At 65.2% G+C, this 19649-nt stretch carries 15 protein-coding genes; 2 read left to right on the forward strand and 13 right to left on the reverse strand.

The annotated features are described in order from the left end of the window. Positions 1–116: 116 nt before the first annotated feature. Positions 117–2240 carry a TonB-dependent receptor gene (locus tag AC07XB_RS15080; protein ID WP_492826912.1) on the forward strand — a complete coding sequence of 708 codons (2124 nt, stop codon included), beginning with the start codon at positions 117–119 and terminating at the stop codon, positions 2238–2240. Here the strand turns inward: AC07XB_RS15080 and AC07XB_RS15085 are convergent. The 8 genes from AC07XB_RS15085 to AC07XB_RS15120 all read right to left on the reverse strand — a co-directional run bounded on the left by AC07XB_RS15085 (position 2224) and on the right by AC07XB_RS15120 (position 11251). Continuing rightward, entirely contained in the window at positions 2224–3663 is a 1440-nt protein-coding gene (locus AC07XB_RS15085) for a PepSY-associated TM helix domain-containing protein (RefSeq protein ID WP_492826914.1), read from the reverse strand. The genes AC07XB_RS15080 and AC07XB_RS15085 overlap by 17 nt on opposite strands. A gap of 11 nt (positions 3664–3674) precedes the next feature. Continuing rightward, positions 3675–5990, reverse strand: a complete 2316-nt coding sequence (locus AC07XB_RS15090) for a TonB-dependent receptor (protein ID WP_492811285.1) — start codon at positions 5988–5990, stop codon at positions 3675–3677. A gap of 84 nt (positions 5991–6074) precedes the next feature. After that, positions 6075–6449 carry a DUF2946 domain-containing protein gene (locus AC07XB_RS15095; RefSeq protein ID WP_492826916.1) on the reverse strand — a complete coding sequence of 125 codons (375 nt, stop codon included), beginning with the start codon at positions 6447–6449 and terminating at the stop codon, positions 6075–6077. A gap of 299 nt (positions 6450–6748) precedes the next feature. Then, entirely contained in the window at positions 6749–7201 is a 453-nt protein-coding gene (locus tag AC07XB_RS15100) for a hypothetical protein (protein ID WP_492811289.1), read from the reverse strand. A 492-nt stretch (positions 7202–7693) separates the two neighbouring features. After that, positions 7694–8503 carry a YbaY family lipoprotein gene (locus AC07XB_RS15105; protein WP_492826918.1) on the reverse strand — a complete coding sequence of 270 codons (810 nt, stop codon included), beginning with the start codon at positions 8501–8503 and terminating at the stop codon, positions 7694–7696. A 69-nt stretch (positions 8504–8572) separates the two neighbouring features. Further along, entirely contained in the window at positions 8573–9166 is a 594-nt protein-coding gene (locus tag AC07XB_RS15110; protein WP_492372186.1) for a thioredoxin domain-containing protein, read from the reverse strand. A 38-nt stretch (positions 9167–9204) separates the two neighbouring features. Next, positions 9205–9750 (reverse strand): DUF1697 domain-containing protein, encoded by a 546-nt coding sequence (locus AC07XB_RS15115; RefSeq protein WP_492372185.1) that lies wholly within the window; start codon positions 9748–9750, stop codon positions 9205–9207. A gap of 106 nt (positions 9751–9856) precedes the next feature. Then, a complete protein-coding gene (locus AC07XB_RS15120; RefSeq protein WP_492811294.1) occupies positions 9857–11251 on the reverse strand; it encodes an aminotransferase-like domain-containing protein in 1395 nt (464 codons plus the stop codon). A gap of 93 nt (positions 11252–11344) precedes the next feature. Between AC07XB_RS15120 and AC07XB_RS15125 the strand changes: the two genes are divergently transcribed. Further along, positions 11345–12544, forward strand: coding sequence for an MFS transporter (locus tag AC07XB_RS15125; RefSeq protein WP_492811296.1), 1200 nt, complete (start codon positions 11345–11347; stop codon positions 12542–12544). Between the two features lie 151 nt (positions 12545–12695). Here the strand turns inward: AC07XB_RS15125 and AC07XB_RS15130 are convergent, their stop codons facing one another. From AC07XB_RS15130 to AC07XB_RS15150, 5 genes are all read right to left on the reverse strand, one after another. After that, positions 12696–14096 (reverse strand): FAD-binding oxidoreductase, encoded by a 1401-nt coding sequence (locus AC07XB_RS15130; protein WP_492372278.1) that lies wholly within the window; start codon positions 14094–14096, stop codon positions 12696–12698. A 112-nt stretch (positions 14097–14208) separates the two neighbouring features. Continuing rightward, positions 14209–15012: a 4-hydroxy-2-oxoheptanedioate aldolase gene (gene hpaI / locus AC07XB_RS15135; protein WP_492826920.1), complete on the reverse strand. Its 804-nt coding sequence runs from the start codon at positions 15010–15012 to the stop codon at positions 14209–14211. Between the two features lie 46 nt (positions 15013–15058). After that, positions 15059–16543 (reverse strand): NAD-dependent succinate-semialdehyde dehydrogenase, encoded by a 1485-nt coding sequence (locus AC07XB_RS15140; RefSeq protein WP_492387160.1) that lies wholly within the window; start codon positions 16541–16543, stop codon positions 15059–15061. A gap of 465 nt (positions 16544–17008) precedes the next feature. Continuing rightward, a complete protein-coding gene (locus AC07XB_RS15145) occupies positions 17009–18532 on the reverse strand; it encodes a UxaA family hydrolase (protein ID WP_492826922.1) in 1524 nt (507 codons plus the stop codon). Positions 18533–18538: 6 nt separating this feature from the next. After that, a complete protein-coding gene (locus AC07XB_RS15150) occupies positions 18539–19561 on the reverse strand; it encodes a tripartite tricarboxylate transporter substrate binding protein (protein WP_253928127.1) in 1023 nt (340 codons plus the stop codon). Positions 19562–19649 lie beyond the last annotated feature (88 nt).

The raw sequence follows: 19649 nt of genomic DNA on the forward strand, positions 1-19649 counted from the left end.
CGCATTGCCGCATTCCTTTGATGTCAGGCCGCTGGGTAGACTTTCGCGCCTCTAGCGCCACTCGCACGAGTGGCGCTCCGAGCCGACAACTCTCCGGACTCAGCGCGCCTCCATTCATGCTCCCCACCTCGCTTCGACATCATTGCTTTGCACTCGCCGCCGCAACCGCCGGCTTTCCCGCCTACGCTGAGGACGCACTTCGCGAAGCGCCCGACCTTGCCCCGGTCACTGTCTCCGCCGCGCCGGATTCCGCGTTGCGCGGGCGGGCATCCACGGGCTCCAATCTCGGACTGACGCCCATGCAGACCCCGGCCAGCGTCGACGTCATCCGGCGCGAGCAATTGGAAGAACGCGGCGACGCATCGCTCGTGGATGCCATCACCCGCGCGCCCGGGCTGTCCGGCCTCGGCCACCCCGGCAACGGCGGCGCCGCATTGTCGGCGCGCGGCTTCACGGGCTCGACCTCGGTGATGCAGCTCTATGACGGGATTCGCCAGTATGGCGGCATCGGCATCACGTTCCCCTTCGATACCTGGTCCGTCGAGCGCATCGAGGTGCTGCGCGGCCCGGCTTCGGTGATCTACGGAGAGGGCGCCATCGGCGGCGTGGTCAACGTGGTGCCGAAGAAGCCAGCGCGTGGCCCGGTCGAGAGTGAAATCCAGGCCGCGCTGGGCACGGAGAATACACAGCGGCTGGCGTTCGGCAGCGGCGGCGCCATCAACGACAAGCTCGCCTACCGGCTCGATGTGAGCGGCAACCGGTCCGACGGATCCGTCGATCTCGGCGACTCCCGGAACCTGTCGCTGTCCGGTGCCATCCAGTGGGACGCCACGCCGGACCTGAGCCTGAAGCTCAGCTATGCCAAAGGCTGGCAGGAGCCGCAGCGCTACTTCGGCGTGCCGCTGGTCAACGGGCAGCAGGACGCGGCGCTGCGGAGCAAGAACTACAACGTGGGCGACAGCCTGCTCAAGTTCGATGACCAATGGACGGAGCTCGCCGCGCAGTGGACACCGAATGCCGATGCCACGGTGCGCTCGCGCTTTTACTACATCGACAGCAAGCGGCACTGGCGCAATGCCGAGTACTACAACTACGTGCCGGCCACGGGGCTGGTCAGCCGTTCGTCCTATACGGAGATCCTGCACGACCAGTGGCAGGTCGGCAATACTACCGATGCCACGTTCCGGCACCATCTTTTTGGCATGAAGAACAGCGTGTCGGTGGGTTTCGACGTCAACCGGGCGTCGTTCACGCATACCAATAATTCGCCGTACTCAGGCACATCGGCGGTGGATCCCTATGTGTTCGATCGCGGTACGTTCATCAACGTGACGGGCACCACGCCGCGCTATCGCAACGAGGCGACGCAATACGCGCTGTTTGCCGAGGATCGCCTTGAGGTGACGCCGCGCTGGTCCGTGCTGGGCGGGTTGCGCTATGACCGCGCCGACCTGTCGCGCCGTGACCTGGTGGCCGGGCAGGCGGCCTTCGACAGGACGTTTTCCAATGTTGGCTGGCGTGCTGGCACCGTATACAACCTGACGCCGGATCTCGCCGTGTACGCGCAGTACGCGGAAGCGGCCGATCCGGTCAGCGCCTTGCTGATGCTGACGCCGGCCAACAGCAACTTTGACGTCTCCACCGGTCGCCAGGTTGAAGTCGGCGTCAAGCAGTGCTTCTGGCAGGGCAAGGGCGAGCTGACGCTGGCCGCCTATCGGATCGTCAAGAAGAACCTGGTCACGCGTGACGTTGCCAATCCTTCGGCCAGCGTGCAGGTGGGCCAGCAGTCGTCGAAGGGGCTGGAAGCCACCTTCGGGCTGGCGTTTCTCTCCGGCTGGCGCGTGGATGCCAATGCCGCTTTGCTGCAGGCGCGCTATGACGATTTCACGGAGTCCGTGGGGGGCGCAGCGGTCTCCCGTAGTGGCAATGTGCCCACGGACGTGCCCGAGCGGCTGGCCAACGTTTGGGTGACGTGGCGCTTCCACCCGGCATGGACCGCCGGCGCAGGCCTGCGCTATGTGGGCCGGCGCTTCGCCGACCGCGCCAACACGCTCGAGATGCCGGCCTATACGACCACCGACCTGTCGCTCCAATGGCGCGCGCGCCGGGACACGACGCTGGCGCTGCGCGGGTTCAATGTCTTCGACAAGCGCTACGTCACCACCGCCTACTACAACGCCACGCAATGGTTGCAAGGATCTGGCCGGCGGGTCGAACTGAGCGTCAACTACCGCTTCTGAGCGGACTGGCAGCGTCTGGCGCAGCCCGCCGCACGGCGGCCGGCCGTGCGAACCAGCGATCCAGCAGCCAGACCATCGCCAGCGTGGCGCCCATCATCGGGAACACCGCGCCCAGCAGACCCAGGCCAATCACCCACGCCCGCATGGGCGGGAGCGTGCGCGGGAACGACGGCGCGGCCAGGGCGCGCGCGGGCCGGCGCTTTAGCCACATCACGAGGCCCGTCACGGCGAGCAGCATCAGGCCCAGCGAGATCACCATGCACGCAATCTGGTTGGCCAATCCGAAGTAGCGGCCCATGTGCAGGGACGTGCCGTAGGAGATGGCCTGCGCCACCGCGCCGTAATCGCCGTAGCGAATGTCCTTGAGCACCTTGCCGGTGTACTGGTCGATATGCAGCGTGCGTTCCACCTTGGGATCCGCGGGGAAATAGGAGGCGGTGAACACACCGGTGGCTGACTTCGGCAGCACGAGCTGGTAGCCGCTCGACACACCGTTCTCGGCCACGATCGCCACGGCGCGGTCCAGGCTGATCGTGGCAGCGCCCACTGCCGGCGACGTGCCGGACGGAACCTTGGCCATGCCGACCGCCCAGGGGACTGCAGCGAGGGGAAGTGCATCCATGCTGGCCGCGCCCGGTGTCGACCGGACCCCCGCGTCGCCCCATGCGCCGGCCGGATTGCCCAGCCGCGCTGCGGTCGCGATCGCCTTGAATTGCTTGCCCCACGATGCGGTCCAGGGTAAGCCGGACAACACGAACGCCACGGCGCCGATGGCCATCCAGGCGCCGAAGACCAGGTGGACTTCCTTCCACCAGCCGCGCCCGCCGGCGGCCTTGCCCATCACGAAGGCCTTGCCGCCCTTGTCGCGCAGCCGCGGCCACCACATCGCGACGCCCGTGGCAATCATCACCAGCGACCAGCATGCCGCCAGCTCCATCAGCAACTCCCCGGTCTTGCCCAGCAGCAGCGCGCGATGCAGCATGCGCACCTGCTTCATCAGCCGGTCCTCCACGCTCAGGCTGCCGAGAAAATTGCCGGTGTACGGGTCCAGGTACAGGCTTTCGCTCTTGCCCGACGACAGCCGAAAGACAAACTCGGCGCTGGCGCGCGGGGACGAATCGACGGTGTACGTCGTCGCCACGGCGCCTTCTGGCGCCTGGGCCCATGCCCGGTCCAGCAAGGACTGGGCGGCAAGCTTCACGCCCACGGGCTCCACGCGCAGCAACTGCGGATAGAGCAGCGATTCGATCTGCGGCTGGAAGCAGTAGAGCGTGCCGGTGATCGCCAGGACGACCAGGAAGGGCGCGACGAAGAGCCCGGCGTAGAAGTGCCACCGCCAGAGCATGCGATAAGACGCCGCTGCTGCCGGCGAGGTCTGTGTGGCTTGCGCGGGCATGGGCGGCCGTTCGAGAAGCTGGGACATGGCGGGATCTGTCAAAGGGTGTATTTCAGGCTCAGGTAGAACGTGCGCTGCGGGAAGGGGTGGAACAGGAAGTATTTGTGATTGTTCAGGTTGTCCACGCCCAGTGCACCGCTCCAATGCTTGTCTAGCTGGTAGTGCACGCGCGCATCCATCACGAAGAAGCTCTCGAAGCCCTGGTAGGTCGCGGGGTTGATGTCGGTGTTGTCGACCGTCGCGTACACGCGGCTGCTATAGCGCGCGGCCAGCGTGTAAGCCCATTTGTTGTCAGGCCGATAGGTTGCCGCTACCGTGCCGCGCCATGTGGGCACGTAGGGCACGCGCTTGCCGACCGCCGTCGCGCCAGGGGTGGTCGGCACGTAGCTGTCATCCGAGAGAATCCGGGAGTTGACATAGGTGACGTTGCCCGAGAGCGTCAGGCCGTTGATCAGCACGTGGTCTTGCTGGCCGGCCAGCTCGAGCCCCAGTTGCCGTGTCTTGCCCACGTTCTGCGTAAAGGAGACGGGCGTGGCGAACCCGGCAATTGTCGAGGTCTGGGAGATCAGCGCGTTCTTGACGTACTCGCTGAAGGCGGAAACACGCAGCTTGCCCTCGCTGGTGTGGCGCTCGATGGCAAGTTCGCCAGACAGGACGCGCTCCGGTTGCAGGAACGGATTGGCCTGGGTGAACGTCGTCCCGGTCTGCACGCTCTGGTAGAGCTCGCCGACCGTCGGGAAGCGAAGCGCCTTGCCGAACGAGCCGGTCACCGACCACAGCTGGCTGGCCTCCCATGTCAGCGACGCCTTGGGGGAGAAGCCGGATTTGTCGAGGCTGGGCTGCTGGATCGGCACCCCCACGCCGTTGCTGCCAATGGCGTAGTTGAACCCGTCATAGGCGCGCCACATCTCATAGCGGCCGCCCAGCGTTGCCTGCAGGCTTGGTGTCATGCGCCAAACGTCCTGCAGCCAGAGCGCGCCGGTCTGCGTCTTGCCCTGCGAGGTGCTGAACAGGGCGCCATTGCCACCGGAGACCCAGTTGGTGGTGCTGTAGGTCGGGCTGCTCAGCTTGAACTGGTCGTAGTGGGCGCCGAAGCTGACGATGTTCGCGCCGGCGATGCCCTGCGGCCGCCAGATGCCCTTGACGTCGAAGGTGGACCAGCCGGAGCCGCTCATGTCGGTGGTCCGGCCCGGCCCACCCGTCAGCGCCGCCGGGTAGAGCCCGGTGGACAAGCGGCTCGAATCCTGCAGATAGTAGAAATTACTGACTATGGCCTCCCAGTCGAACAGCCCTTGCGTCCGGGTCCCGACCTTGAGGCTCTGCATCAGGTGTTCCTGATCGACGTTGTTGCTGGAAAACTGGCCCGCGATGGTGCTGGCGCTGTACGCGAATCCACCGATATTGACGTTGCCGGCTGACGCGCCGTAGAAGGGCGACCCGGATGTCGTGCTCAGGTAGGTTTGCGCGCTCGCTTTCGAACTGTTCTGCCAATAGCCCAGCGTGTAGACCGCGCTCAACGTTGGCGTGAAATCGTAGCCCAGCTTGACGGTGGCGTTGTCCTGCAGCGTATGGATGAAATTGCCAGCGCCAATTACCTGGATGGCGCCGCCGGTCCGGTTGCGGTCGGCGTACGCGCCGGTGATGACCGGCAGGGCGGCACCGGCGGCGGCCGTCGACTGGCCGACCGTGGCGAAGCTAAGCGGCTGGCTGAAGCTGTTGAGGTGGTTCGCGCTGAACCACCACGAGAACTTTCCGGTGCGGTCGCCCAGCGTGGCGCTGACCTGCTGCGCCGGCTCGTTCTGGTCGGTGCCGTACTTGCTGAACTGCTGGATGGCGCCCGTGACTTCCAGGCTGCCCTCGAACGTCTTCGGCATCCGCGTGGTGATCTCGGTCACGGCACCGTAGGAGTTGCCCGGATACGCGGCTGCGAACGGGCCGTACATGACGTCGACCCGGTCGATCGATTGCGGCGTCACCATAAACCACTGCGGGGAGCCGTTGCCGTTGTTGTTGTTGATCAGGGTCGACAGCAAGACCCCGTCGGCATAGATCAGGCTGCGCGCGCTGGCGTTGATGCCGGTGGTGCGGGTCGCCATCGGGGACTGGGTGTCGCCGATAAAGCGCTTGCGCACCAGCACGTCGGGCAGGTATTTCAGGGCATCTTCCGCGCCCATCACGTTGATGGCCTGCGCGGCTTGCTCGCCGGTGATGCTCGCGGTGGTCTGCGGCAACTGGTTCTTCTCGGCAAACGAGCGAGTCTCGGTCACCTGGACCGCCGGCAGGCTCTGTTCGTCGGCGGCCTCGGCCAGCGTGCCGATGGTGCCAAGGATGACTAGGGGCAGCAGCGTGCGCATGATTGGGTCTACCTCAAATCGTTGTCCGGCGCCCGTGCGCAGGTGCGCGCGGACGCCACGATCACGCCAAAGGGCGTGCGTTGCTTACAGACTGGATTGAGGCAGGGCCGGAGGGTCCCTGGGGCGTCCTGAAGGAAAAGCCCCGAGTGGCGTGAAGCGGGTGACCAGCACGTGCGACGTGGCGACCACCAGCAGCGGGATCGCCGACAGCGCCGCAGGCGCTAGGGTAGGCAGCGGCACATGGTCCGCCAGCAGATCGCAATAGCCGCAGGCGTTCAGCGAGCTGCCCGGCATGTCATGCGGCGCATCGCCCGGGTGGGCGGCCGAGCAGATGACGGCTTCGGGATCGCTGGCCTGGCCCGCGGCCACAAACTGGCTGACTGCCGGCGCAAGCACGATGAGCCACATGGCGATCAAGCCAAGCCTTGCGGTCAAGCGGATGCGGCGGATAAGCGTCATTGTTAGTTGCGAGCGGGCGCGGCGCAGTCTACCCCAGCCAAGGCGAGGTGCGATCAGGCAGGCTGCGCGTCATTTTGACACAGGCGCAACCGAGAAATGCGCGGCGGGCACGGGAGATTGGCGCGATTCCCCTCAGAAGTGGCGCGATTGTGGTGCGATAACCGAAGCCGCGCCACTGTGGGTATCCGCGCCATTCCGACGCTCAACAGCAAAGAGGTTGTGTTAGTGCGCCTGATACGGCATTTCTACTGTGAGCTCGCGTAGCAGATATGCGGCTTCCAAACAGCAGGTCCTGGCGCTCACGGAGTCAGGCACATCCGCGCAAACTCTCTGCAATCGTCGTTCGCGGCGGGATGTCGCAGCACCGCGTCAAGCGCATCCAGGAAGGCCGCAACGGTTGGGCCGCCTTGCTCCTCTCGCTCAGCTTCGTCCATGCGCATCATGCGGTCCAGGAGCGCTACCACTTGCGTGCTCGGCTGCCGCTTTAATGACGCCAGCAACTGCGCCGCATAGGCGCCGACGGGCTGGCGCTCAATCAGCGACCCGAAGGGGCCAGGACCACCATAATCCAGCTCGGGATACTTTTCGATCAGGGCCAATATGCGCGCCAGGACATCTTGATAGTCTTGGCTTTCTAGCGCATCCAGGTGTTCGTAGATGCGATCGATCACAATCCATTTGTCACCCTGTGCGCGGGCCTCTGCGGCCGCCTTGTCGAGGTTGGAAAAAATTGAATCGGAATCTGGATTCATCGTCACGCTCCGGAGTAATAGGTAAATAGGTAAGAAGTCGGAAAGCCGGTCAGAAAAGCCGATTTGAGTGAGGCCTGAGCGCTACCGCCCACGGCGGCAATCCGTCGATCGGGTTGACGGGTTGACGGGCGATGCGACCCAGCATGTGGCGTGGTGGCACGCGACGGAAGCTGCACTTTACCCGTGACCTGTGTGGCTTGTCTGCAAAAAGTGGCGCTTTCTTGATGGTTCTCGGCGGGGGCAACCAGTGGCTAGCGCACTGACCGCGCGGCCAGTCCCGTGCGCTGCGCGACCGCTGACAGGCGCCGGTCGCGCAGCGCCCCCAGCACCAGATGATGCGAATTGACGTGCATCACGGCTTGCGGTCAGGCCTGTATCCGCTGTGAGGTGGCCGCAGTCACCTGCGCCCAAGCCAGGCCTGGACTTCAGCCTGGGCCGTGCATGACAACACTCAAGCGAGCAGCTGCCCCCCTTAGATGGACAGCCTCTCTTCTACCGCAGCGCTACAGCCTCGAAGCTCGCCACCACGGCATTGCCGGTGCCGAGCAGGTCGAGCTGGCGGCCCGCAATGCGGTAGCGCCGTACCGTTTCCAGAGCGTGCAGGAACTGCGTTTCCTGGGCCATGCCCTGCGCGCAGGCCATCATGGTGCCCGCCAGGCCTTTGAAGTGAAGCTGGTCGCCATCGGCTTCATAGCCGCCCATCAGGCTGTTACAGCCGCCATTGCCAGACAGCCGCGTGTCGTTCGTGGCGAGGATCAGGTGCGGTTCGCGCTGGTGCTCCGCCACGCTGACCGGCGCATCGCCCAGCCGCGTGAGCTTCCAGTAGGTCCCCCGCAACGGGCTGTCAGGCACCTGGGCCGTTGGTTTTCCCGATGGCTTCCCCTCGCCCCTGGAAGCCGATACTAGCTGCAACTGGAGCGGCGCGTTGTTGCCGCCCAGTGCCGGGACATGCGTGTCGGTGGTGAACAGCAAGCGGCCATGCTGCCGGATCACCGCCCGCACGGCGTAGCGATGGCCAGGCTCGATCGCCTGGTCCTGGTAGGCAACCCCGAAATGGAAGGGCGGCTGGCCCGCCGGATCCAGCGTGGACCGGCCGATAACCAGGGCTGGCGCGCCGGCGCGCGACACATCTTGCAGCGTGACTTCGAACACGGCATCGGGAGGCAGCGCGATACGCTCACGATAAGTCGCCGCGCCCGTCACGATACCGGCCAGCGCAGGTAACGCCAGGGTGGCAGCGAATGCGGCAAGGGTTTGGCGTACGGGGTGCTTCCACATGGTCTTGTCTGTTCTCAGGTTCATTGGGTGGAATCGTGAAGCGTTCATGCCATCACGATCAGGTAGTTTGCCAGGTTGGGAAACAACGGCTGACTATATGCCAAGCCGCTCTTTGAGTGCATCGGTAGTCAGCGCTCCCGAAAACGTCAACATCTCGCCCCCAGGGCCCTGATATACGGCAAACGGCACGCTGTCCAGATTCAAACGTAGAAAGTACTCGGTGTTGGCCTTGACCTGGCTCACGGCATTTTCCGGAGTCTGTGCGGCGGAGACCTCAAGCCCACCCTTGCGCGCATCGAGCAAGGCTTCATGATTGTCCATTTCCCTGACGGCGTTCTGGCTACCGAGCAGGTAGGCGCTCTGCAGCGCGGATTTTTCCGGGGTCAGCAGTCCGACCGGGATCCAGATGAAATGCGCGGACGACAGCAGTGGCTTCGCTGCCTTCCAGAGCTCACCGCAATGGGGGCACTGCGGATCAAAGAAGATATAGATCTTCCTGGCGCTGAGCACATTGCCGGCATTGAAACCGTGCGTGTTGCTTGCCACGGACTCGATCGACAGCGTGACAGCCGGCTGCTGGGCAACGCTGGACGGCGCGGGATTCGCGTCGACTTTGGCTTTCTCTCCGCAACCATGAATCTGGACGATGAGCGCTGCGCAGATCGGCAGCAGTAGTGTTCTTTTCATATGGAGATCGTTTCAAAGAAAATTCAGCGGGAAAGCCGTCAGCCAATAGCACCAAGCGCAATGAGCTTCGAGATCGTATTGAAATTACGCGTCGTCGCGGCCACCTTGAGCTTTCTCTCGATGAAATTGTTGTTGGCCTTCAGGTCACTGTATTTCGTGGCGCACAACACATACGCCATGTCGCCGACCACTTGTACCTGGTCTGGCGCATGTCCAAGCGCATGGAACGCTTCGAGCAACGCATCTTCAGGCCCGGCTGACAGCAGCGTGAAATAGAGCTTGGCGGGATCGGCGCCCTTGAACGGGTTGTTCTCCATCGCTTTGTTGAAGTACGGCGCCGACCTTGCCAGGACCTTGATATCGCCACCAAACCGTTCCTTGATGACATCGTGAACCAGGTCCTCGATGGCGGACTGGCTCAGGTTCGTGGAAGCAATGACGTTGCCACTCTGGATGTAGGTTCTCACGTTGCCGAGCCCCGCTTCTTCCAGCGCAGCGCGCAGCGGTGCCATGAGCACCTTGTTCTTTCCCGTCGGCGTTACACCGCGCAACAGAATGATCTTGTCTTCATGGTTCGACGCCATCGTGAATGTCTCGGCTGCTAAACGGCAAGTATAGACTGCGTCGCTTCTATGTAGGAGCCGACCATAGTGGCCCGGCTGACTGAGCTCTATCACATCGAGGCCCGCGTCAAGGGCTGGGGCGTACGTTCCTGGCCGTCTGCAACGCGTCACGCTGGCGTGGTCCGTTCAACGTCTGCGCCACGGCCAGGAGCCCGGCTTCCAGTTGCCGGATTGTGGCAGGCGCCGCCATGGCGATTCTTATCGTACGGCTTGCCGACACATCAGGCGCGGCAAAGGCGGCCAGGGGGGTGATTGTCACGCCTTGCCGTGCCAACGCGACGACGAGGTCATCGGGTCTCCAGTGTTTCGGCAGGTCGAGCAAAAGATGAAAGCTGGTGTGGTGCGCCTTGATGGGCCACGCCCCGAGGATGCGCCGCGCGAGGTCTTGCCGCAAGCGCGCCTCGTCGCGCTTCGCCACGATCCAGTGCGCCAGCGTGCCATCCCGCATCCATGCGGTGGCCAGTGAGGCCGTCATGGCGCTTGCGGACCACAACGTGGCGCGAAGTCCCTCATGGAGCCGTTCCCTGAGCCGTTCGGGTGCGACAATATAGCCCACTCGCAAGCCTGGGGCCGCGCTCTTCGACAGGCTGTGAATTTCGATTACGCAATCTGGCGCCAGGCTGCGCAGCGTTGGCGGAGGCGAAGCCTCGAGAAAGCCGTACACGCTGTCATCGACCAGTAGCAAGTCGTGGCGACGCGCGACCTCGATCAAGGCGAGCCTGCGCTCGAGCGGCATCACGCTCCCGGTGGGATTGTGAACCGTGGGCATCGTGTAGACGATGCGTACCCGGCCTGCATGCTTGCGGCAAACCGCATCGAGGGACTCCGGCACGATGCCGTCGTCGTCGATTGGTACGCCGACCAAGGGGATGCCCAACAGTTTTGCCGCGCTCTTGAAACCGGGGTAGGTCAGGGATTCCACGGCAACCAGATCACGCCGCGTGACAAGGCTTGCGAGAATGACACTCAGGGCGTGCTGGCTGCCGCCACAGACCATGATGCCCGCGGCATCGATTGGCGCGCTGGCGGTGGAGAACCACTTTGCCGCCATCTCCCTGTCTTCGCGACGCCCCGGATGCGGGTGATAGTCCAGCAGGGTCGACAGGTCCCCCTTGTCGGAGAGATGGCGAAGCGCATGACGCAACTGTGCGGCCTGCTCAGGCAGGACCGGATAGTTGAATGCCAGGTCGATCAGGCCGGGCTCGCGTTCGCTGATTTGAGAGAACTCGGCAGCGGCCTGTGTCTCTTGTGCGCGGACAAAGGTACCCCGCCCAACTTCGCCAATCGCCAGTCCGCGGTCAATGAGTTCCCGATAAACGCGGGCGGCAGTCGCGGCGGCGATGCCATGCTCATCCGCGTAATCGCGATGCGCCATCAACCGGCTGCCCGCTTCGAGCGTGCCGTCCTGTATCAGCGACGCAAGTCTTTCAACGTGTTCCAGGTATCGCGCAGGGGCAGCCATCGTTTCTTGGATTGATATTAGTGCAATGAAATTATTGCACTAATATCCCCGAGGGCCAATACTAAGCTCCCTCGATCCCTTGCCCACGAATCCATGCTTGATCCCCTGGTCCGTTCCACTGCGAAGGCGGGCCCATGGCCCGTCCGGGTGGTGGCCCTGACGCTGTTCCTGATTACCGGTGCGGTGAATCTGCAGGCGCCGCTTTACACGACTTACGCACGGGCAAGCCAGATGGGCGCGGGGGCGCAGACGCTTGCCTTCGCTTGTTACGTGGCCGGATTGGTGCCCACGCTGGTTTTCCTTGGCGGGCTATCGGATCGCGTAGGGCGAAAATTGCCTTTGATCGGCGCGCTGCTGCTGACATCCGCAGCAACCGCGTTGCCGATGATGTGGCCCCGGCTGGAGGCGCTAGCAGCGGCACGCGGATTGTGCGGCATCGCGACCGGGCTGATGGCCGGAAGCGGCACGCAGTTCCTTGTCGAACTGATCGGGCCTCGGCCAGCGGCGGCTGCGCGGGCCGCGCGCATCGTTGCGGCGGCCACCTCGCTGGGCTTCGGCTGCGGCGCGCTGGCGACCGGCCTCTGTCTCTTGGCGGTGCCGTCTCAACAGACCCCCGCGACCTACGGTGCTTACATATTTTGCGCCGCTTGCGGGGTGGTTTTGCTCGCCATGATCCGGGAGCCATCGTTCCCGCGGTCGTCGGCGTGGCTTCGCATGCCCGTTTTTCCCAGGCAGACGCTCATCTATAGCATTGCGATCCTCATTGCCTGGTCGGCCGTCGGGATGGTGATCGCTCTGGTCCCGGTGGCGCTCGCCGCGCATGGGCACGATGCGTGGACGGGGTTCTCCACGTTCTTCGTGATTTCAACCGGACTCGTTGTCCAGCCTGTGGCGCGCAAGCTATCGCCTCCGCGGTCGTTGCGCCTGGGCATGCTGCTCGTACCCTGCGGCTTCACCGTATTGATCGTGGGCGTCGTCTTCTCGTCGTTGCCGTTGCTGCTGTCAGGCGCGATGCTCGCGAGCGCGGCTTGCTACGGCTTTACCTATCTCGCAGGCCTCGCCGCGAATTCAACCTGTTCAACCGACGCCAACCGGGCTCGGGCAACGTCCGGCTATTTCCTCTTCGCGTATTTCGGATTCAGCGTGCCGGTCATCGCGAGCGGTGCGCTGGCGGATCGGGTCGGTGTGCATTCGGCGCTCTGGATCTTCGACGGCGCAATCATTGCGGCGACCGTTTTGCTCGCGCTGTCCATGGCGCTGCGATCGTCTATCAGGAGATATCGGACGATTTAGTCCGGTTTCCCAACGACAGCCTGTAATTCGGAATTACCTGCGCATGGTGAGAAACCAATAACCACCGGCTTCCGTTTTTTTCAAAGGCAGGAACCGGCGGATTATCAGTGAGAATGTTCCGCATTGATAGGCCGCCGGAGCCCGCTTTCCGTCAGTCCAGCCTTGGCAGCATCTTGGCGGGATTGAGCAGGTTCTTCGGATCCAGTGCCCGCTTGACCTGCCACATCAGTTCCAGCTCCACGGGTGATTTGTAGCGCTTCAGGTCGTCGCGCTTGGCCACGCCAATACCATGCTCGGCGGAGATCGAGCCGTTCTCCGCGTGGGCCAGGGTGTCCACCGCCTCGGAGATCGGTGCGTACCACTGGCCGAGGAAGTCCGCGGCGCTGCGGTCCTTGGGGCGCAGCGGGTTGAAGTGCACGTTGCCGTCGCCCATATGGCCGTAGATCACCATGCGCGCGGCGGGCTCCAGTGCCAGCACCTTGGCCGAGGCGTCGCCGATAAACGCGGCGATGCGCGACAACGGCACCGACACGTCGCACTTGATGCTGCCGCCGGTACGGGTCTGCGCGTCCGAGATTTCCTCGCGGATGCGCCAGAAGCGCTGGGCGTCGGCCAGGCTGGCGGCCACCGCGGCGTCCAGCACCAGTTCTTGCGCCAGCCCGGCTTCGAGGATTTCCATCAGCGTGGCATTGAGGCTTTCGTCGCTGCCGCCGGAGGTCAGCTCGATCAGCACCATCCAGTCGTGCCGCGCGGGCAGCGGCGAAGCCACGTCGCCCAGGTATTCGAGCACCAGCTCCAGCGCGGGCGCCGAGATCAGTTCGAACGCGGTGACGGCCTGGCCGCCATGCTGCTTGGCCACGCCGAGCAGGCGCACGGCGGCTTCGGGGCTTTGCACGGCCACGAAGGCCACGGCATTGGCGCGCGGCTGCGGCATCAGCTTGAGCACGGCCGCCGTGATGATGCCGAGCGTGCCTTCCGAGCCGACGAAGAGTTGCTTGAGGTCGTAGCCGGTGTTGTCCTTGCGCAGGCCGCGCAGCGACGAGTAGATGCGGCCATCGGGCAGCACGGCCTCGATGCCCAGCACCAGGTCGCGCATATTGCCGTAGCGCAGCACGGCGGTGCCGCCTGCGTTGGTGGCCAGGTTGCCGCCAATCTGGCAGGAGCCTTCCGAGCCGATGCGCAGCGGGAACAGGCGCTGCTCCTGCTCGGCTGCGGTGCGGGCCGCGTTGAGCGTGACGCCGGCCTGCACCGTCATGGTGTCGTTGATGGTGTCCACGGCCAGCACGCGGTTCATGCGGCCCAGGCTGAGCAGCACCGCGGTGCCGCTGTCGTCGGGCACCGCGCCGCCCATCAGCGAGGTATTACCGCCTTGCGGCACCACCGGCACATCGTGCGCGTGGCACCAGGCCATGACCTGGCTGACCTGTTCGGTGGTGGATGGCATGACCACCACCTGGGCTTTGCCGCGATAGATGCGGCGGTAATCCGTGACGTAGGACTCGGTGTCGGCGTCGCCGCTCAGGCAGGCGCCGGCGCCGACGATGGCTTGCATCGCGGCCAGGGTGGCGCTGGTGGCGCTGGTGTCAGGGGCGGTGTGGGAATCAGTCGGCATGTTGGCGTGCTTTGTCGTGTTCTGTCGTGTTCTGTGATTGCGGTGGCGGGCATCAGTATGCGGCAGATGGCCCTGCCGCGGGCGCGGCGCCGGTGCCGATGAAGTCCGCGGCCAGCCGGCGTGCCGCGCCGGCATAGAGCAGCACATCCACGCCTGTCGCCACGAAGGTGCAGCCCAGATCCAGGTAGCGGCGCGCCAGCTTGGGGTCGGAGCTCAGCGTGCCCGCGGCCTTGCCGCTGGCGGCGATGGTGCGCATGGCGCCTTCGATGGCGGCCTGCACCTCGGGGTGGCCCGGGTTGCCGCGATGGCCCATGGAGGCGGCCAGGTCGGCGGGGCCGATAAAGACGCCGTCGACGCCGTCGACAGCGCAGATGGCTTCCAGGTTCGCCAGGGCCTTGACGGTTTCGGCCTGCACCAGCAGGCAGATCTCATCGTCGGCCACATCCAGGTAATCGGCGCGTGCGCTCCATTGCGAGGCACGGCCCACGGCGCTGCCCACACCGCGGATGCCCTGCGGCGGGTAGCGGGTGGCGCATACCAGCGCGGCGGCTTGCTCGGCGGTATCCACCATCGGCACCAGCAGGTTCTTCGCGCCGATATCCAGCAACTGCTTGATCAGCGGGACTTCGCCGGCCACGCAGCGCACCACCGGTTGCGAGCGGTGCGGGGCGATCGCCTGCAGCGCATTTAGCGTACCGCGCAGGTCGTTGGGCGCGTGCTCGCCGTCGATCAGCAGCCAGTCGAAGCCGGCCGTGGCCGAGACTTCGGCGAGATAAGGCGATGCCATCGAGAGCCACAGGCCGATCTGGGGCCGGCTGGCCGCCAGCGCGGCCTTGAATGCGTTTTGTGCGGGCATGGTGTTCCGAAGAATGTCGTGGGCGTGGATGGGATGCCGCCGGGTCTTAGCCGAGCAGGCCCTGGCAAATATATTTGGTGTGCATGTAGTCGTCCAGCCCGTGGCGCGAGCCCTCGCGCCCGTAGCCGGATTCCTTGACGCCGCCGAAGGGCGCGGCCTCCGAGGCGATGGCCCCTTCATTGACGCCGACAATGCCCGTTTCCAGCGCCTGCGCCACGCGCCAGATGCGGCGCACGTCATTGGAGTAAAAGTAGGCGGCCAGGCCGAAGGGCGTGTCGTTGGCGTCGCGGATCACTTCGGCTTCATCGGTGAAGCGGAACACGGCGGCTACCGGGCCAAACGTTTCTTCGCACGACAGCGCCATTTGCGGCGTGGCGTTGGTGAGCACGGTGGGCGCGTAGTAGTGCGGGCCGTCTGCCAGGCGCACGCGTTCGCCGCCGGTCATCACCACGGCGCCCTTGGCGACGGCATCTTCGACATGGCGGGCGATCTTTTCCACGGCGCGCGCGTTGATCATGGGGCCGATCTGTGACGCGTCCTCGGTGGCAGGCCCGACCTGCAGCGCGGCCACCCGCAGCGACAGGCGCGCGACGAAATGGTCGTGCACGCCAGCCTGTACATAGACGCGGTTCGGGCAGACGCAGGTCTGGCCCCCGTTGCGGAACTTGGAGGCCATCAGGCCATCGACGGCGGCATCGACGTCCGCGTCGTCGAACACGATGAACGGCGCATTGCCACCGAGCTCCAGCGACAGCTTCTTGAGCGTGCCGGCGGATTCGCGGGCCAGGTGCTTGCCCACCGGCGTGGAGCCGGTGAAGGTGATCTTGCGCACGCGGCTGTCGGCCAGCCAGGCATCGACCACGGCGGGGGTATTGGCGCGCGAGGCGGTGACGATGTTGAGCACACCGGCGGGCAGGCCGGCTTGCTGCGCCAGGTAGACCAGCGCCAGCGCGGTCAGCGGCGTGTCTTCCGCGGGCTTGGCTACCACGGTGCAGCCGGCGGCCAGCGCGGGCGCGATCTTGCGGGCGATCATGGCGAGCGGGAAGTTCCACGGCGTGATGGCGGCTACCACGCCAACCGGTTCCTTGAGCACCAGCATCTTGCGGCCGGGGACGGACTCGGCGACGATCTCGCCGCTGATGCGGGTGGCTTCCTCGGCGAACCACTCTACGTAGGAGGCGCCGTACAGCACTTCGCCGCGGGCCTCCTTGATGGGCTTGCCCTGTTCGGCGGAGATGATCTGGGCCAGGTCTTCCTGGTGTTCGAGGATCAGGGCGTGCCAGCGCTTGATGATCTGCGCGCGGTCGCGGGCGGTGCGGCGGCTCCAGGTTGGGAAAGCTGCGGCTGCGGCATCGGTTGCCTGGATGGCATCCTGGGCGTCGCTGTCGGGCACGCAGGCGAAGACGGTGTTGGTGGCAGGGTTGGTGACATCCAGGCGGTGGCCGGTGTGGGCGGCTGACCACGCTTGGCCGATTAGGTTGCCGGTGCGGAGCAGGGCTGGGTGGGTTAGGGGGAGTGGGGTGGATGGCATGGTTTTTGGGATATGGGGGGTTGACTGCAACTGCAACTGCTTGAATTCAATGACAACTGCAACTGCAGTTTCACCACCCCTGCGGGGCGGCGACCTACTTTCTTGTCTTGCCAAGAAAGTAGGCAAAGAAGGCGCGCCGGATGGGGCGACACCCCCTCGGGCTTCGACGAAAAGAGCGGCCGGGACCCAAACTCGCATCGCCTTAGGGCGATACTCAGACATGGGTCCCTCGTTTCCGCTCTTTTCGCCGAATCCCGAGGCGCCCCATACGGCCTTGGCACACCTTGACGGCTCGCTTCGCATCGCGCGTGGGTGTTTCCCGCCCATTCGGGCGGGAAACACGGCTACACCAGTTGGTTGATCTTGCCGCTGGTTTGCTCCCCTCTCCCGCCTGCGGGAGGGGCGGGGGAGAGGGCGGGTGATCGCAATTTCGCAATGGTTCCAGGCTGCGAGGCTTTCTACTTTCTAACTGACAATCCCCAAGTGCCAAGGCACAAACTCGTTGTCCCCCAGCCCGAGCGCCTCGCTCTTGGTTGGCTGTCCCGAGGCCGCTTCCAGGATGTGCTCAAAAATCCGCTGGCCCATCTCGTCCACGGTCAATTCGCCGTCCAGCACCAGCCCGCAGTTGATGTCCATATCGCCTTCGAGCCGCGTGTACATCGGCGTATTGCTCGCTAGCTTGATGGTCGGCGCTGGCTTGGAGCCGAACATCGATCCGCGCCCGGTGGTGAAGCAGATCAGGTTGGCGCCGCTGGCGATCTGGCCGGTGGCGGCGACGGGGTCGTAGCCGGGGGAGTCCATGAAGACGAAGCCGGCTTGCTCGATGGGCTCGGCGTATTCATAGACGGCCTGCAGCGGCGTGGTGCCGCCTTTCATGGCGGAGCCGAGTGATTTTTCGAAGATGTTGGCGAGGCCGCCTTGCTGGTTGCCGTGGCCGACCACGCCGTTGAACTGGGCGTTCTGGCCGGCGGTGTAGCGCTCCCACCAGGCCAGGCGGTCCAGTAGTTTCTGGCCGACTTCCGGCGTGACGGCGCGGCGCGTGAGCATGTATTCCACGCCGTGGATCTCGGGGGTTTCCGACAGGATGGCGGTGCCGCCGTGGCGCACCAGGATGTCCATGGCCGCGCCGAGCGCCGGGTTGGCGCTGATGCCGGAGAAGCCGTCGGAGCCACCGCATTCCAGGCCGATCTTCAGGTGGCTGGCGGGCACGGGCTGGCGCGTGGCGGTATTGGCGCCGGGCAGCATCGCCTCGATGGCGCGGATGCCGGCCTGGATGGTGGCCGCCGTGCCGCCGCTGTCCTGCATGACCATGGTGCGCACGTGGCTGCCGGGCACCAGGCCTTGCGACTCCATCAGGCCCGCTACCTGGTTGCGCTCGCAGCCCAGGCCCACGATCAGCACACCGGCCAGGTTGGGGTGGCGTGCATAGCCCGCCAGCGTGCGCCGCAGCACGTCGAAGTGCTCGCTGGGCGAGGACATGCCGCAGCCGCTGCTTTGCGCGAAGGCGGCCACGCCGTCCACATTGGGAAAGGCCGCCATGCGCTCGGGCGTGAAGTGGTCAGCGATATGCCGGATCACCGTGGCCGAGCAGTTCACCGACGACAAGATGCCGATGAAGTTGCGCGTGCCAACCCGGCCGTCGGGCCGCACGAACCCCATGAAGGTGGCGCGCTCGGCCTCGGGCACATAGTCCACCGGCCGCACGTCCTGGCAGAAACCCGGGTCGCGATAGAAATCCACCAGCGCCAGGTTGTGCGAATGCACATGATCACCGGCCTCGATGTCGCGCTCGGCCACGCCGATCACGGTGTCGAACTTGCGGATCTGGGTGCCCTTGGCAATGGCGCAGGCGGCAATCTTGTGCCCCGCAGGCACCTGGGCGCGCACGCGCAGCCCCAGTTCAGGCAGGCTCTGGCCAAGGCTCAGGGCGTCCCGGGCGATCAGGACGTTGTCGTTCGCATGCAGGCGGATGAGGGCGGCGGAGTTCACGTTGGGTCAGCCTTGTTGCAGCAGTTCTTTGAGCTTGAGGCGCTGGATCAGGTGGGTTTCCTGGTCGTACACCGTGCTGATGTAGCGCTTGTATTCCGGGCCGTCCAGGTACATCACCGGCGCATCGATGCGGGCCGCGACCTGCTGGAATTCCTTGCTGGCCACCGCCTGGCGGAAGGCGTCGCGCAGTTTCTTTTCCACCGCCGGGTCCAGTCCGATGGGCGCGCCGATGCCGTTGGGCGCTTCCACCACCACGTTGTAGCCCAGTTCCTTGAGCGTCGGCGTGTCCTTGAAGCGCGGCGTGCGCTGGTCGCCCCAGGTGGCCAGCAGGCGCAGCTTGCCGGCTTCCACGTGGGGCGCCCAGGAGCTGGAATCGGCCAGCAGGTCCACTTGCCCGGCGAGCACGTCCTGCAAGGCCTGCGCGCCGCCCTTGTAGGCGATGGCATTGAAGCGCACACCGGCGGCCTGCGCGAATTCCTCCATGCCCACGTGGGTGGCGCCGCCGATGCCGGCATGCGCATAGGTGAGCTTGCCCGGATGCGCCTTGGCCTCGGCCACGACGTCCTTGAGCGACTTGAAGCGCGAGTTCGCCGGCACCGCGATGCCGAAGGTCTGGCCGGAGGTGCGCGCCAGGTAGGTCAGCTCGCTGCGCGGGTCCAACTGCAGCATGCCAAGCTGCGAGAAGCGCGTCACCGAGATCGGCACCTGGCCGATGGTGTAGCCGTCCGGCTTGGCGCGGGCCAGTGCCTTGGTGCCGATCATGCCCGATGCGCCGGCGCGGTTTTCCACCACGATGGATTGCTTGAGTACGCCGGACGCCACCTGGCACAGCGCGCGCATGGACTGGTCGGCGGTGCCGCCAACGGGCCACGGGCAGATGAAGGTGATGGGCCGGTCCGGATAGTCGGCGGCACGTGCGAGGCCCGGCAGCAACAGGCCGGCACTGCCAGCCGTCGCAGCCGTGGCGGCAGCGGCGCCGCTGATGAGCAGGCGGCGTCGCCCGTGGTTGATGCCGTGGGATGCGGTCATGTGTCGTCCTCGCAGGGTGTCGTTATTGGAGTCATGGGCTGGTGGCAATGTCCACCGGTCAGGCCGGATTGTGGCAAAGCCATTCATA

The sequence above is a fragment of the Cupriavidus sp. GW821-FHT02F09 genome, from assembly GCF_059421605.1.

Coding starts and splice junctions, on each gene's coding strand:
- AC07XB_RS15080 (WP_492826912.1), top strand. CDS start 117: ATGCTCCCCACCTCGCTTCGACATCATTGCTTTGCACTCGCCGCCGCA.
- AC07XB_RS15085 (WP_492826914.1), bottom strand. CDS start 3,663: ATGTCCCAGCTTCTCGAACGGCCGCCCATGCCCGCGCAAGCCACACAG.
- AC07XB_RS15090 (WP_492811285.1), bottom strand. CDS start 5,990: ATGCGCACGCTGCTGCCCCTAGTCATCCTTGGCACCATCGGCACGCTG.
- AC07XB_RS15095 (WP_492826916.1), bottom strand. CDS start 6,449: ATGACGCTTATCCGCCGCATCCGCTTGACCGCAAGGCTTGGCTTGATC.
- AC07XB_RS15100 (WP_492811289.1), bottom strand. CDS start 7,201: ATGAATCCAGATTCCGATTCAATTTTTTCCAACCTCGACAAGGCGGCC.
- AC07XB_RS15105 (WP_492826918.1), bottom strand. CDS start 8,503: ATGAACCTGAGAACAGACAAGACCATGTGGAAGCACCCCGTACGCCAA.
- AC07XB_RS15110 (WP_492372186.1), bottom strand. CDS start 9,166: ATGAAAAGAACACTACTGCTGCCGATCTGCGCAGCGCTCATCGTCCAG.
- AC07XB_RS15115 (WP_492372185.1), bottom strand. CDS start 9,750: ATGGCGTCGAACCATGAAGACAAGATCATTCTGTTGCGCGGTGTAACG.
- AC07XB_RS15120 (WP_492811294.1), bottom strand. CDS start 11,251: ATGGCTGCCCCTGCGCGATACCTGGAACACGTTGAAAGACTTGCGTCG.
- AC07XB_RS15125 (WP_492811296.1), top strand. CDS start 11,345: ATGCTTGATCCCCTGGTCCGTTCCACTGCGAAGGCGGGCCCATGGCCC.
- AC07XB_RS15130 (WP_492372278.1), bottom strand. CDS start 14,096: ATGCAAGCCATCGTCGGCGCCGGCGCCTGCCTGAGCGGCGACGCCGAC.
- hpaI (WP_492826920.1), bottom strand. CDS start 15,012: ATGCCCGCACAAAACGCATTCAAGGCCGCGCTGGCGGCCAGCCGGCCC.
- AC07XB_RS15140 (WP_492387160.1), bottom strand. CDS start 16,543: ATGCCATCCACCCCACTCCCCCTAACCCACCCAGCCCTGCTCCGCACC.
- AC07XB_RS15150 (WP_253928127.1), bottom strand. CDS start 19,561: ATGACCGCATCCCACGGCATCAACCACGGGCGACGCCGCCTGCTCATC.